The sequence below is a fragment of the Acidovorax sp. BL-A-41-H1 genome (assembly GCF_051942715.1).
In genome coordinates this window covers 1,077,451-1,091,078 of record NZ_JBPVJQ010000003.1, presented here as the reverse complement: position 1 = coordinate 1,091,078, position 13,628 = coordinate 1,077,451, and the positions used below count along the sequence as shown (strand labels likewise).

General features: G+C 65.9%; 11 protein-coding genes. 3 read left to right on the top strand and 8 right to left on the bottom strand.

Annotated elements, in window-relative coordinates:
• Positions 1 to 162: 162 nt before the first annotated feature.
• Positions 163 to 1,728, bottom strand: coding sequence for a glucose-6-phosphate isomerase (gene pgi, locus ACTPOI_RS05875; RefSeq protein WP_440107320.1), 1,566 nt, complete (start codon positions 1,726 to 1,728; stop codon positions 163 to 165).
• 178 nt (positions 1,729 to 1,906) lie between these two features.
• Between pgi and zwf the strand changes: the two genes are divergently transcribed.
• Positions 1,907 to 3,361 (top strand): glucose-6-phosphate dehydrogenase, encoded by a 1,455-nt coding sequence (gene zwf / locus ACTPOI_RS05870; protein ID WP_440107318.1) that lies wholly within the window; start codon positions 1,907 to 1,909, stop codon positions 3,359 to 3,361.
• A 100-nt stretch (positions 3,362 to 3,461) separates the two neighbouring features.
• Here the strand turns inward: zwf and gloA2 are convergent, their stop codons facing one another.
• From gloA2 to ACTPOI_RS05835, 7 genes are all read right to left on the bottom strand, one after another.
• Positions 3,462 to 3,890, bottom strand: a complete 429-nt coding sequence (gloA2, locus tag ACTPOI_RS05865; protein ID WP_440107316.1) for an SMU1112c/YaeR family gloxylase I-like metalloprotein — start codon at positions 3,888 to 3,890, stop codon at positions 3,462 to 3,464.
• On the bottom strand, positions 3,887 to 4,873 hold the full coding sequence (gene glk, locus ACTPOI_RS05860) for a glucokinase (RefSeq protein ID WP_440107314.1): 987 nt from the start codon (positions 4,871 to 4,873) through the stop codon (positions 3,887 to 3,889). Before glk ends, gloA2 begins: the two co-directional genes overlap by 4 nt.
• A gap of 251 nt (positions 4,874 to 5,124) precedes the next feature.
• The gene (locus ACTPOI_RS05855; protein ID WP_440107312.1) at positions 5,125 to 6,186 is read right to left on the bottom strand and encodes an ABC transporter ATP-binding protein; all 1,062 of its coding nucleotides are present in this window, start codon (positions 6,184 to 6,186) and stop codon (positions 5,125 to 5,127) included.
• An 18-nt stretch (positions 6,187 to 6,204) separates the two neighbouring features.
• A complete protein-coding gene (locus ACTPOI_RS05850; protein ID WP_300455010.1) occupies positions 6,205 to 7,074 on the bottom strand; it encodes a carbohydrate ABC transporter permease in 870 nt (289 codons plus the stop codon).
• Positions 7,064 to 7,945, bottom strand: a complete 882-nt coding sequence (locus ACTPOI_RS05845; RefSeq protein ID WP_291519627.1) for a carbohydrate ABC transporter permease — start codon at positions 7,943 to 7,945, stop codon at positions 7,064 to 7,066. Before ACTPOI_RS05845 ends, ACTPOI_RS05850 begins: the two co-directional genes overlap by 11 nt.
• A 228-nt stretch (positions 7,946 to 8,173) precedes the next feature.
• Entirely contained in the window at positions 8,174 to 9,292 is a 1,119-nt protein-coding gene (locus tag ACTPOI_RS05840; protein ID WP_440108274.1) for a carbohydrate porin, read from the bottom strand.
• Positions 9,293 to 9,418: 126 nt separating this feature from the next.
• Positions 9,419 to 10,669: an ABC transporter substrate-binding protein gene (locus ACTPOI_RS05835; RefSeq protein ID WP_440107309.1), complete on the bottom strand. Its 1,251-nt coding sequence runs from the start codon at positions 10,667 to 10,669 to the stop codon at positions 9,419 to 9,421.
• Positions 10,670 to 10,904: 235 nt separating this feature from the next.
• Here ACTPOI_RS05835 and ACTPOI_RS05830 point away from each other — a divergent pair, with 235 nt between their 5' ends.
• Together ACTPOI_RS05830 and ACTPOI_RS05825 are read left to right on the top strand one after the other, a co-directional pair.
• Positions 10,905 to 11,624, top strand: coding sequence for a response regulator transcription factor (locus ACTPOI_RS05830; RefSeq protein ID WP_440107307.1), 720 nt, complete (start codon positions 10,905 to 10,907; stop codon positions 11,622 to 11,624).
• Between the two features lie 152 nt (positions 11,625 to 11,776).
• The gene (locus ACTPOI_RS05825) at positions 11,777 to 13,174 is read left to right on the top strand and encodes a sensor histidine kinase (protein WP_440107305.1); all 1,398 of its coding nucleotides are present in this window, start codon (positions 11,777 to 11,779) and stop codon (positions 13,172 to 13,174) included.
• The last annotated feature ends 454 nt before the right edge of the window (positions 13,175 to 13,628 follow it).

Genomic DNA, 13,628 nt, shown 5'->3' with positions numbered 1-13,628 from the left:
GTAAGGGCCGTCAGAGCGGCTTTAGCGGGGCTGCTGACCTTTTGTGCGGCGCTTCGACCGGCTCAGCCTGAATGGACTGGGGAGTGATTGGCGCGAGGAGAATCCACAGCCCCTCAAAGCCAGTTGCCACAGCGCGGCAGGTCGTTTCCCGCTTGCAGCAGGTCAGTCGCCGCTGCGCAGCATGCCCAGCAGCCCGGCGGTGGAGCCATCCAGCCCCGTCACATCACCGCTGGCCAGCCGCGCCTCGATGTCCCTGGCCAGCACCTTGCCCAGCTCCACACCCCATTGGTCAAAACTGTTGATGCCCCACAGGCTGCCGCTGACAAACACGCGGTGCTCCTGCAGCGCGATCAGCGCGCCCAGCGATGCAGGTGTGAGCGCATCCAGCAGCAAGAAGGTGCTGGGGCGGTTACCCGGGAAGTGGCGGTGCGCATCGGCATCGCTGGCCTTGCCCACCATCAGCGCCTGGGCCTGCGCCAGGGCGTTGGCCAGCAGCTTGCCCTGGTGGCCGGGCAGCGGGTGCGTGGGCTGGCGCACTGCGATCAATTCGAGCGGCACCACATCGGTGCCCTGGTGCAGCATCTGGAAGAACGCGTGCTGGCCGTTGGTGCCGGGCTCGCCCCACAGCACGGGCGATGTGGCGTAGGGCAGCGTGCGGCCATCCTGGTCCACGCGCTTGCCGTTGCTTTCCATCTCCAGCTGCTGCAGGTAGGCCGGCAGGCGCCGCAGGGCCGCGTGGTACGGCGCGATGCAGCGGCTGGCAAAGCCGTGGAAGTTGCGGTACCACACGTCCAGCAGGCCCATGCGCACGGGCAGGTTCTGCGCCAGCGGTGCAGTGCGAAAGTGTTCGTCCATCGCGTGGGCACCCGTCAGGAATTCGCGAAACCGCGCAGCGCCGATCGAGATGGCCAGCGGCAGGCCGATGGCCGACCACAGCGAGTAGCGGCCGCCCACCCAGTCCCAGAAGCCGAAGGTGGTGTGGATGCCCATCTGCCGCGCCGCATCCACATTGGTGGTGAGCGCTGCAAAGTGGCGCGCCACGTCGGTGCCGCCCTGCGCGTCAAACCATGCGCGCGCCGATGCGGCGTTGGTCATGGTTTCGGCGGTGGTAAAGGTCTTGGATGCAATCAGGAACAGCGTGCTGTGCGGCTGCAAGCCCTGCAGCACGCTGTGCAGCTCGTGCCCGTCCACGTTGGACACAAAGTGCAGCCGCTTGCCCGGTGCGCGGAATTCTTCGAGCGCCAGCACGGCCATGTGCGGGCCCAGGTCAGAGCCCCCGATGCCGATGTTCACGATGTCGGTGATGGCGTCATCGCCGCGCACCGCGTCGGCATAGGCCAGCATGGCGTCGAGCGTGCCGTGTACTTGCGCGAGTTGCGCAGCGACTTCGGGACCGTCGCCCGGCAACGCCAGCCCGGCGGGGCGGCGCAGCAGCGTGTGCAGCACCGCGCGGCCTTCGGTGTTGTTGATGGGCTCCCCCGCAAACATCGCGTCGCGGTGTTGGGCCAGGCCGCAGGCCTGCGCCATGCTCAGCAGCAAGCCCTCGGTCGTGCTGTCCCACAGGTTCTTCGACAGGTCTGCAAACACATGCGGCGCCTGCTGGCTGAAATGCGCAAACCGCCCCGCGTCATTCGCGAAGGCATCACGCAGGTCGAACTGGCGCCCGCGCTGGGCAAAGTGGACCGCAAGTTCGGGCCACTGGGGGGTCTGGTCGCAACGGAGGTGCATGGCGGATAGCGGAATCTTCAGAACGGGCGCATGGTAACTTGATTACACGTTTTGACAAACATTCAGGGCCGCAAAAATGTCAAAAAGCGTTTATCAGGCTTAGGACTACACAATTTCATGTAACGTGATTACAATTTCGAGCCTCACACCTACCAAGCCCACCCGAGTTGGAGACCCCATGAGTTTTGACCTTGTCCTGTTTGGCGGAACCGGCGACCTGGCCTGGCGCAAGCTGATGCCTGCGCTGTTCCAGGCCTTCCGCCACGGGACGCTGCCCACGGGGGGCCGCATCATCGCGGTGGCCCGCGACGACCTGAGCGACGAACAATACCGCAGCCTGATCCGGTCGCGCTTTGACGGTGTGGACCTGGCCAAGCGCCCGGCCCCTGAAGAGTTCGAGCAGTTTGCCGCCCTGCTGCACTACCTGCGCATGGACCTGTCGCAAACGCAGGACTACGAGCGGCTGGCCGCCATGCTCAAAGAGCGCGCGGCCGAATCGGTAGTGATGTATGTGGCCACCGCGCCCAGCCTGTTCACCAACGTGTGCGAGCAGATCGCCGCCGTGGGCCTGAACGGCCCCACCACCCGTGTGGTGCTCGAAAAGCCGCTGGGCCACGACCTCAAGTCCAACCAGGCCATCAACGAAACGTTGCGCCGCGTGCTCAAGGAAGAGCAGGTCTTCCGCATCGACCACTACCTGGGCAAGCCGTCGGTGCAGAACCTGTTTGCCGTGCGCTTTGGCAACGCGCTGTTCGAGCCCCTGTGGCGGCGCGAGCACATTGCCAACATCCAGATCACCATTGCCGAGGAGCTGGGCGTGGAGTCGCGCGGCGCGTTCTACGACCAGACCGGCGCACTGCGCGACATGGTGCAGAACCACGCACTGCAGCTGCTGTGCGCGATTGGCATGGAGCCGCCCATCAACTCGGGCGCCAACGCCATCCGCGATGAAAAGCTCAAGGTGCTGCAATCGCTCAGGCCCTGGAGCATGGAAACGATTGGCCAGCATGTGATCCGCGGGCAGTACGCCGCGGGCAATGTGCACGGCCAGCAGGTGCCCGGCTACGCGCAGGAAAAAGGCGTGGCTGCCGGCAGCACCACCGAGACCTTTGTGGCGCTGCGCACCGAGATCAGCAACTGGCGCTGGGCGGGCGTGCCGTTCTACATCCGCACCGGCAAGCGGCTGGCGGGGCGCGATGCGCACATCGTCGTCAACTTCAAGCCCGTGCCCCACCCGATCTTCAAGACGGCCGCCGGTGCGGCCAACCGCCTGGTGATCAACCTGCAGCCCAAGGACGGGCTGGAGCTGCACCTGATGGCCCAGGGCGCCGCCCAGCACCAGACGGAGCCGGCCCTGTCGCAAGTGCACCTGAACCTGGACTTCGACCAGCGCTTTGGCGCCGAGCGCGTGGGTGCGTATGAGCGCCTGCTGCTGGACGTGATTGCCGGCCGCCTGAACCTGTTTGTGCGCAGCGACGAACAGGAAGAAGCCTGGCGCTGGGTGGAACCCATCCTGCAGTACTGGAAGAACGACCCTGCGGGCCCGCGCCCGTATGCACCCGGTACCTGGGGGCCGAATGCTGCGAGCGCGATGATTGCGCGAGACGGACATTGCTGGAGCGAAGAGATGTGATGTGGTGCAGGCCTGCCCTTCAAGGCAGCGCCGTGCCGCACCGCAGTGGGGGCCCTCGGGGCCCTTTTGTTTTGGGTCTGTGAAGAAGGTACCTGCCCGGTCAGCGCAGGCGTTCCACCAGTTCGATGGGCAGGCCGTCCGGGTCTGCGATGAAGGTGAAGCGTGCCCCGGTGAATGGATCGATGCGCACCGGTTCTGCCGTCACGCCGTGGGCTACAAGCGCGGCCAGGCTGGCATCCATGTCGTCCACGCGCAGCGCCAGGTGGCGCAGGCCGCAGGCCTCTGGGTAGGACGGCCGCGGTGGCGGGCTGGGGAACGAAAACAGCTCCACCTGCGTGCCGTCGGGCAGCGCCAGGTCGAGCTTGTATGACTGGCGTTCGGCGCGGAACACCTCGTGCACCACGCGCAGGCCCAGCACCTCGGTGTAGAAGCGGCGCGAGCGGGCGTAGTCGCCCGCAATGATGGCCACGTGGTGGATGCCGCCCAGTTGCAGCGCGGGCGGCTGGGGCGGCAGGTCCGCGCTGGTCATGGCGCCGAACCCGCGATGTCGAGCGCGCGGGATGCGCCGTACAGCGCAGGGGTGGCGCCGGGGTCGATCACCCAGACCGGAATACCCCCCAGATACGGCTGAAACCGCCCTTTGGCCTCGAACCGCGTGCGGAACGATGACTGGTCAAACCACGTGCCCAGCCGCGGCACGATGCCGCCGCCCAGGTACACGCCGCCGCGCGCACCCAGCGTAAGCGCCAGGTTGCCGGCCACGCTGCCTAAAAAACCGCAGAACAGGTCCAGCGCCTCCAGCGCCAGCGCATCGTTGGCCTGCAGGGCCAGCTCGGTCACTTGCGCGGCGGAGCTCACCTCTTTGCCGCCGCGCTGGGCCAGGCGGCGCAGCGCGTGGTACAGGTCCACCAGCCCCGCGCCACACACGGCGCGCTCGGCCGAGACATGGCCGTAGCGCTCTTGCAGGATGGCCAGCACATCGAATTCGCGTTGCGTCTGCGCGGCCAGCGTGACGTGGCCGCCTTCGCCCGACAGCGGTACGCCCGCCGACGAACCGGGCGGAAACACCAGGCCCGACACGCCCAGGCCGGTGCCCGGGCCCACCAGCGCAATCGCTGCGCCGGGCACGGCCTCGCCTCCGCCCACGGGGCGCAGCAGGTCGGGCGTGAGCAGGGGCAGCGCCAGGGCCAGCGCAGTGAAGTCGTTGATGACCACCAAGCGCTCAAAGCCAAAGGCCTCGCGCACGGCGCGCTGCGAAAAGCTCCAGCTGTGGTTGGTCATGCGGATGGCGTCGCCAGTGACCGGGTTGGCAATGCCGAAGGCGGCCTCGCGCGGGGTGGCGATGCCCACCTCGTGCAGGTAGGCCTGCAGGGCGGCATCCACGGTGGGGTACTGGGCGCAGGGCAGCACACGCGTGTCGTGCAGCGGGCCGTGGGGCGCGGCCTGCCAGGCAAGCCGGATGTTGGTGCCGCCGATGTCGGCCAGCAGGCGCAGGGGGAGTGAAGGAGGCATGGTGGGCAAGGGCTGCTGGGGATTCACCCAAATGCTATATTTTTAATAGCTATGAGGGCAATTGGAACAAGCACTACAGGCTGTTTTTACCTGAAATAGGGCCTGCAGCGGTAACAAAAAGCCTGTGCGGCATGCCCGCGGGCTGGGGCTGTTCGCCAGCAGCCAGTCTGATGGGCGCACGCGCCACAGCCACCGCCAGCGCTGCCGCCCGGGCCCGCATCGCCCGCCGGGCAGCGCCGGCGGTCGCTTGCTCAGGCGACGCGCGCTTCGGTCTTGGCGTCGAACCAGTGCGCGTGGGCCGGTGCCACGCTCAGGCCCACGCGGTCGCCGGGGCGCACGCGGGTCTGGGCGTCGGTGCGCAGGGTGACGTTGCCGGCGGCGGTGTCCACCACCACATAGGTGTCGGGCCCAGTGGGCTCCACCACGCTGACCTCACCGCGCCAGGGGGCGGCGTCGTCCAGCACCAGGTGCTCGGGCCGCACGCCCAGCATCATTTCTTCGGACTGCTGGGGCGCCGCCAGATCCAGCGACGCACCCTTGAGCCCGAACTGCCCCGCCTGCGGCGTGCCGCGCAGCAGGTTCATGGTGGGCGAGCCGATGAAGGTGGCCACGTACGTATTGGCCGGGCGGTTGTAGATCTCGTCGGGCGTGCCGAGCTGCTGCACCACGCCGCCTTTCATCACCGCAATGCGCGAGCCCAGCGTCATGGCCTCGACCTGGTCGTGCGTGACATACACGCTGGTGATGCCGCTGGCCTGGTGCAGGCGCTTGATTTCGGCGCGCATCTCCACGCGCAGCTTGGCGTCGAGGTTGGAAAGGGGCTCGTCAAACAGAAAGAGCTGCGGCTGGCGTGCCAGCGCCCGCCCCATGGCCACACGCTGGCGCTGCCCGCCCGAGAGCTGGCTGGGCCGGCGGTCCAGCAGGTGGCTGATCTGCAGCATGGCCGCGACTTCGTCGATGCGCTTTTGCCGCTGGGGCTTGGGCATCTTGCGCATCTCCAGCGCAAAACCGATGTTGTCGGCCACGCTCAAGGTGGGGTAGAGCGCGTAGCTCTGGAACACCATGGCGATGTCGCGGTCGCGCGGGGGCATGCCCACCACGTTCTTGCCGCCAATGCGGATCTCGCCCTCGGTGGGCTCATCGAGCCCTGCGATGATGTTGAGCAGCGTGGACTTGCCGCAGCCCGAAGGGCCCACCAGGATGAGGAACTCGCCGGGCGCAACGTGGATGTCCACCTTGCGCAGCACCTCCACGCTCTTGTCGCCCTTGCCGAAGCGCTTGTTGATGCCTGCGATGTCGAGTGATGACGCCATGATCTTTCCCTTACCCTCTTAACCTTTGACTGCGCCAGCGGTGAGCCCGCGCACAAAAAACTTTCCTGCCAGCACATAGATCACCATCGTGGGCAGGCCCGCGATGATGGCGGCGGCCATGTCCACGTTGTAGGCCTTCACGCTGCTGGAGGTGTTGGCCAGGTTGTTCAGCCCCACGGTGACGGGCTTGGATTCGGTGCCCGAGAACACCACACCGAACAGGAAGTCGTTCCAGATATTGGTGAACTGCCAGATCAGCGTGACCATGACGATGGGCGTGGACAGCGGCAGCACGATGCGCCAGAAGATCTGGAAGAAGCTCGCGCCATCCATGCGCGCCGCGTTCACCAGTTCTTTGGGGATGGCCGCGTAGTAGTTGCGAAAGAACAGCGTGGTACCGGCCAACCCCGCCAGGCAGTGCACCAGCACCAACCCGGTGATGGAGCTCGACAGCCCCAGCCAGCCCAGCACCTGGCTCATGGGCAGCAGCACCACCTGGAACGGCATGAACACGCCAAACAGCAGCATGCCGAACAGCGCATCGCTGCCGCGAAACTTCCACAGGCTGAGCACGTAGCCATTGAGCGCACCCCACACGGTGGAGATCAGCACCGCGGGCACGGCCATGGACACCGAGTTCCAGAAGAACGGGCGCAGGCCATTGCAATCCACACCCGTGCAGGCGCTGGACCATGCCGTGCCCCAGGCCGACCAGTTCAGTGCCGCGGGCAGCGCCAGCAGCGATGTGCTGCGGATCTCCTCGGCATCCTTGAACGAGGTGACCAGCATGGCGTACAGCGGCAGCAGGAAGAACGCGGTGGCCAGGGCCAGCACGGCATACACCAGCAGGCGACCGAGCGATGGAAAGAGGGAGGGCTTAGCGGTCATGGGGCTTGCTCCGCAGTTCGCTGTAGAGGTAAGGGATGACCAGTGCCGCCACGGTGGCCAGCATCATGGTGGCGCTGGCGGCGCCCAGGCCGATCTGCCCGCGCGAGAACGACATCGTGTACATGAAGGTGGCAGGCACATCAGTGGCAAAGCCGGGGCCGCCGGCCGTGAGCGCCATCACCAGGTCAAAGCTCTTGATGGCCAGGTGCGACAGCACCATGAGCGTGGAAAAGAACACCGGACGCAGCGCGGGCAGCACGATGCGCCAGTAGATGCGGGGCAGCGATGCACCGTCGACCTGTGCGGCCTTGATGATGCTGTCGTCAATGCCGCGCAAACCAGCCAGGAACAGCGCCATGGCAAAGCCCGCGCTCTGCCAGATACCCGCGATGACCACGCAGTAAATGGCCATGTCGGTGTCGACCAGCCAGCCGAATTCAAAATTGGGGAAGCCCCAGTCGCGGACCATTTTCTCGATGCCCAGGCCCGGGTTCAGCAGCCACTTCCAGGCCGTGCCCGTGACCACGAACGACAGCGCCATGGGGTACAGGTAGATGGTGCGCAGCGCGCCTTCGGCCCGGATCTTCTGGTCCAGCAGCACGGCCAGCAGCACGCCGATCAGCAGCGAGCCACCCACGTAGCCCACACCAAAAATGCCCAGGTTTTTCAGGGCCACCCACCAGCGGTCCATCTCCCACAGGCGCTCGTACTGCGCCAGGCCTGCCCATTCGTAGTTGGGCAGCATGCGCGACACGGTCAGGCTGAGCACGCCGTTCCAGACCATCAGGCCATAGATGAACGCGAAGCCCAGCACAAAGGCCGGGGCCACCACCAGCTTGGGCAGCCAGGTTTCAAAGGTGTTGTGCTTCATGGCCGTTGCACCTCCATCGGAAGGCGCACGCGCACCGGGGGCAGCGACCCGCGCAGCGGCGGAGCATGGGGGTCAGTTTTCATGGCTGCAAACATGGGTTGTGCGTGTAACGCATATCAAAAAAGGGGGGCACGCGGAGTGCCCCCCAATGAACAAAGTAACTTCAGACTAACTCGCAGACTCTTTCAGGGTCTGCCAACGATCCCCTGCGGGATCGCTGGCAGGCTCTTACCACCAGACTTCGTACTGCACACCCACCAGCGTGCGCGAAGTCTTGCCATTGGCCCCGAACGAGGCAGCATTGGCGAGTGCCGCTGCCTGGTTCCAGTTGGCCTTGGTTACGTACAGGCGCAGCTCGGGGCGCGACCAGAAATCTTCCGACAGGGCCAGGGCGCCGGCCAGCGTGACCTTGGACAGGCGCTGGTCCGGGCCTGTGCCCTTGCGGGTCGTGGTCGACACTTCAGCCAGGCCCTTGAAGTTCTTGGTGAACGCATACGAGCCACGGCCACCCAGCGAGAAGTCCTTGGTCTCCACGCCGGTCACGTCCGCCTTGTTGGTCTGGTAGGCAATCAGTGCCTGCCCGCCAAACGCGCCACGTTGCCAGTTGATCGAGTCGGCGATGCGGAACACGCGCTTGCCTGCCGACTTGCCATCGATGGACTCAAACTGACCATCGATGCGGGCGTGACCGCTGGATGTCTGCACAAACAGGGCGTTGCTCAGGCCAGGGATCAAGAAGTCCTTCTGGTTGTGCGACACCGAGATGCCCGAACCCGAACCGCCGTTGACCTGACCCGAGCCCGACACTGCGGTCAGCAGCACGCGCAGCTTGCCGCCAGGGTTGGTGTTGATTTCGGACAGGTCGGCGTTGATGCGACGCGCCTTCACGTTGGCGGGCTGGTTGCTGTCAAACTTGTCGCCCGTGAACACGCCCACGCCCAGCTTCATGCCGCCGATCGGGATGTCGGTGACGCCAGCGCCCTGGTTGTCGCCGTAGTTCATCAGGAAGTTGTCGACGATGTGCACGTCCTGGATGCGCAGGCGGCGCTGGCCGGCCCAGAACTTGGCCTCGGGAGCGAACGAGAAGCCGCTCATTTCCACAAAAGCCTGCTCGGTGCTGATGTCGCCACTGCCCCACTTGGCGGGCATGTAGTTGACCTTCCACTTGACGCCGCCAACATCGAAGGTGCGGGCAAAGTTCACTTCGATGCCGTTGTCGCCTTCGTTGCCCAGACGGAACTTCTGCAGTTCGCCGCCCAGGGTGAGGCCGCCCTTGACGCCGTCTTCGTGGTTGAACACCGGGCCGCCACGTGAGTAGCCGTTGAATTCAAAGCCTGCGACTTCCATGGCCATGGCGCCATTTGACAAGCCGGTCAGGCATGCGGCGGCCAAAGCCACCGCCGTCAGGCGGTTTCTTTTCATCATGATGAGATCCCTCGGGGGTTTGGTTTTAGTGTGCGTGCAGCACGCGGATTACTTGGTCTTCGCGGCGGCCGCGATCTTCTTCATGGCGTCAGCCACGGTCACCTTGTCGTCGTTCCAGAACTGGCTGACCACGTCCTTGATGGCGCCTTCGGTGGCAGGCGGGATCGCCATGCCGTGGGCCGTGCTGGGCACCAGGCTGCCGCTCTTGGCGGTGTCTGCAAAGTCCTTGGCCGAGGCCTTGGCGCAATCGTCGAACTTGTCCATCTTCATGCCGGCACGCACCGGGATGGAGCCCTTGTTCAGGTTGAACACTTCCTGGAACTCGGGGCTCATGATGGAGCTGGCCAGGTCGCTTTGCGCCTTCTGGGCGGCGGCGTCCTTGAGTTTGAACAGGATGAACGAATCGACGTTGAAGGTGAACGCGTTGGCGGTGCCCGGAGCGGCAGCGCACAGGAAGTCCTTGCCGGGCACCTTGCCTGCGGCCAGGAACTCACCCTTGGCCCAGTCGCCCATCAGCTGAAAGCCTGCCTTGCCCTGGATGAGCATGGCCGTGGCCAGGTTCCAGTCGCGGCCGGGGGCGCCTGCGTCGGTGTACGACTTGATGCGGCGGAAGGTCTCCAGCGACTTCTTCATGGTGTCGCTGTTGATGGCCGCGGCGTCGAGCTTGACCAGTGCATCCTGGTAGAACTTGGCACCACCCACGCCCAGCACCACGGATTCAAACGTGGTGAAGTCCTGCCAGTTCTGGCCGCCGTGGGCCACAGGAATCAGGCCAGCGGCCTTGAGCTTGTCTGCCGCGGCAAAGAATTCGTCGAAGTTCTTGGGCATGCTGGCCACGCCAGCCTTCTTCAGGGCGTCTGCACTGCCCCACATCCAGTTCACGCGGTGCACGTTGACGGGGGCGGCCACGTAAGCGCCCTTGTACTTCATCACGTCGGCGACCACCTTGGGCAGCAGGTCATCCCACTTCTCGGCCTTGGCCAGGGTGTCCATGTTGGCCAGCACGCCTTCGGAAGCCCATTCCTGGATGGCCGGGCCCTTGGTCTGCGCAGCGGATGGCGGGTTGCCCGAGATCACGCGGCTCTTGAGCACGGTCATGGCGCTGTCGCCACCGCCGCCGGCCACGGCAAAGTCGCGCCACGTGTGGCCCTTGCCCTGCATGATCTTCTTGAGCTCGGCGACCGACTTGGCCTCGCCGCCGGAGGTCCAGTAATGCAGGACTTCCACCTCGCCCGCGCTGGCCGACATTGCAGCCGCCAGGCCCACCGCCACAGCGGCAATTTTTGTCATCTTCCACATACCCATGTCTCCTCGATGTTGTGAACCGGTGGTGCTTCTCGTGCGCCGCATACCGGGTGCCGTTCAGCGCAGTCCGTACTTTAATTACAATAATTAATGAACTTATCAGGGGTTTCCCGGATGTGTCACAAAAGCTGCATGCAGCCGGAATACGGCCGCGCAACCGGCCGCACACCCAGCTGCCGGGCTGTCGGCGGGCTGCCCGGCAAGGGGCGCTTTGTTATGCTCAATACCCATGGCCACGATACTCATTGTTGAAGATGACCCCCTGCTGCTGGACGCATTGACCGGCCAGCTTCAGCAACTGGAGTTTGAGGTGTGCACCGCCAGCAGCGTGGCCGAGGGCACCGCGGTATTGCAGGCGCGTGCCGTGGACGGAATCATCCTGGACCTGGGCCTGCCCGGTGCCGACGGCATGGAGCTGCTGACCTGGGCGCGCTCGCACATCGCCGGTCTGCCGGTGCTCATTCTGACCGCGCGCGACGGCGTCGAAGACCGCATCCTGGGCCTGAACGCCGGGGCCGACGACTACATCACCAAGCCCTTCAACATGCAGGAGCTGCAGGCCCGCCTGCAGGCCATGCTGCGGCGCGCGCGCCAGCCCGCATTCACCCAGGCCAGCAGCGCCGCAGGCGGACCGAGCAGCACCATTGGCCCCCTGGTGCTTGACCACGGCACCCACACCGCACACCTGCAGGGCGAGCGCCTGGAACTGACGCAGCGCGAGTGGGAGCTGCTGGAGTTGCTGGTCAACCGCTGCGGCGAGGTCGTCACGCGCGACGACGTGCTGGCCGCCTGGCGCGCCGGCCCGCCCGAGCCCGGCCAGAGCACGGCGGCCCCGCTCAACTCGAATGCGCTGGAGGTGTACGTGCACCGCCTGCGCCGCAAGCTCGATGCCACCAACCTCAACATCCGCAACATACGGGGGTTGGGGTACATGCTGAACAGGCCGTGACGAGACACCCCCTGAGGCGCTGCGCGCCTTCCCCCTTGAAGGGGGACGACGGCCTTTGCTGCGGGGCGGCCCTTGCTGGCCGTCCTCGCGTTGACCCAGCGCCAGTTGCATCGGCCGCGAGTGGTGCACAGCGCCTCAAATAGCAAGCAACAATGCGCCACGTTCCGGGTGTTTCGCTTCAACGCAAGCTGCTGCTGTGGCTGCTGCTGCCGCAGCTGGTGCTGTGGCTGTCGGGCGGTTTCCTCGCGTGGCGGATTGCGCTGCAGAACGGCGAAAAAGGCATTGACCAGACGCTGACGCAGTCGGTGCGGGCGCTGGCGCGGCAGATCAAGCCCATTGGCGACGGGCTGCTGGTGGACTTTCCGAAGGCCGCGCAGGACATCCTGGAGCAGGACCCGGCCGACCGCATCACGTACATGGTGTCGTCCCCGCCCGGCCGCTTCCTGCTGGGCAACGCGCAGCTTCCCCCGCCGCCGCCCGTGACCGTGCGGGTGGGCGACCCCTACCTCTACCACGCCCGCGTGGACGACCGCGCCGTGCGCGTGGCGCTGCTGGACGTGGACTACGGCACCCCGCAAACGCGCCAGACCTTGCGCGTGCAGGTGGCGCAGAGCCTGACGGTGCGCGAGCGCATCGCGCAGGAGCTGCTCGAGCAGATGCTGCTGCCCATGTTCCTGATGGGCCTGACCCTGAGCGCCGTGGTCTACGCCGGCGTATCGCGCGGCCTGCAGCCGCTCAAGCGGCTGGAAGCACAGATCGAACGCGCCGGTGCCCGGCCCCAGGGCGGGCCGCAACTGCTGTTCTCGCCCATCGAACTGGCCTCGGCACCGCAGGAAGTGCGCTCGCTGGCCAGCACCATCAACCGCCTGCTGGACGCCGTGGCACGCGGCCAGCAAAAGGAAAAACGGTTTCTCAACGACGCCGCCCACCAGCTGCGCACGCCGCTGGCCGGCCTGATTGGCCAGACCGAACTGGCCCTGCACGAAAGCCACGAGCCTGCGGTGCAGGAGCGCCTGAAAAAGGTGCTGTCGGCCGCGCAGCGCAGCGCCCACCTGGTGCACCAGCTGCTGCAGCTGGCGCGCTCCGAATCGAGCGTGGACATGCAGCCCGTAGACCTGGCCGCCCTGGCCCGCGAAGTGGCGCGCGACTGGGCCGCCCGTGCACTCACGCTGGGTATGGACCTGGGCTACGAAGGCGACGACACGCTGGCCGTGCGCGGCCACCCCCTGCTGTTGCGCGAGGCGCTCAACAACCTGATCGACAACGCCCTGCACTACGCAGGCGCGGGCGCCACGGTGACGGTGCGCGTGGCCGCCTGCCCCGAAACACGCCGCGCGCTGCTGGTTGTCGAAGACGACGGTCCTGGCGTGGCTACGGCGCAGCTGGGCGACCTGTTTGCGCGGTTCTGGCGTGGGTCGGACAAGCCGGGTGGGTGTGGGCTGGGATTGTCGATCGTGGAGGAGATTGCGCTGCGGCACGGGGGGGAAACTGTGGCGGAGGCGGTGGAGCCGCAGGGGTTGCGGGTGGGGATGAGGTTGCCGAAGGGGTGATTTTTGGCGTTATTGGCTGATAGCGCTTGTTCTATTTGCCTGGATAGCTATTTATTTGATAGCGACATGTTTTGTCGCTCGGCTCGTTGGCATGGTTGGTGGTCGCATCCTCAAACCGTTCGGGCTGAGCTGTTCGAAGCCTGGCTTGGCGATGGCTACCGCGTGGTTGAGTTGAGGGCGGAGGCCGGGAGTCGCCCGGCGTGCGAGTAACTTTCTTTTGGCTCGCCAAAAGAAAGTCACCAAAGAAAAGGCGACCCCGCTGTCTGCGTCCCCTGCGCTTCGCTACGGGGCAACCTGCGGTGCTCGCGGGCGGGGTGCGCTGCGGAACTCGCTGCGCTGCCTTGCAGCTCCGCTCAAACAGCCGCAGCGAGTCAGTTCACGATGCGCGTGTGTCCTTCGGCACACGCGCCACCCCGCCCGCTGCGCTCCTCGGCGCATACAGAGGGGATTGGGG

Coding starts and splice junctions, on each gene's coding strand:
- pgi (WP_440107320.1), bottom strand. CDS start 1,728: ATGCACCTCCGTTGCGACCAGACCCCCCAGTGGCCCGAACTTGCGGTC.
- zwf (WP_440107318.1), top strand. CDS start 1,907: ATGAGTTTTGACCTTGTCCTGTTTGGCGGAACCGGCGACCTGGCCTGG.
- gloA2 (WP_440107316.1), bottom strand. CDS start 3,890: ATGACCAGCGCGGACCTGCCGCCCCAGCCGCCCGCGCTGCAACTGGGC.
- glk (WP_440107314.1), bottom strand. CDS start 4,873: ATGCCTCCTTCACTCCCCCTGCGCCTGCTGGCCGACATCGGCGGCACC.
- ACTPOI_RS05855 (WP_440107312.1), bottom strand. CDS start 6,186: ATGGCGTCATCACTCGACATCGCAGGCATCAACAAGCGCTTCGGCAAG.
- ACTPOI_RS05850 (WP_300455010.1), bottom strand. CDS start 7,074: ATGACCGCTAAGCCCTCCCTCTTTCCATCGCTCGGTCGCCTGCTGGTG.
- ACTPOI_RS05845 (WP_291519627.1), bottom strand. CDS start 7,945: ATGAAGCACAACACCTTTGAAACCTGGCTGCCCAAGCTGGTGGTGGCC.
- ACTPOI_RS05840 (WP_440108274.1), bottom strand. CDS start 9,292: ATGGAAGTCGCAGGCTTTGAATTCAACGGCTACTCACGTGGCGGCCCG.
- ACTPOI_RS05835 (WP_440107309.1), bottom strand. CDS start 10,669: ATGTGGAAGATGACAAAAATTGCCGCTGTGGCGGTGGGCCTGGCGGCT.
- ACTPOI_RS05830 (WP_440107307.1), top strand. CDS start 10,905: ATGGCCACGATACTCATTGTTGAAGATGACCCCCTGCTGCTGGACGCA.
- ACTPOI_RS05825 (WP_440107305.1), top strand. CDS start 11,777: ATGCGCCACGTTCCGGGTGTTTCGCTTCAACGCAAGCTGCTGCTGTGG.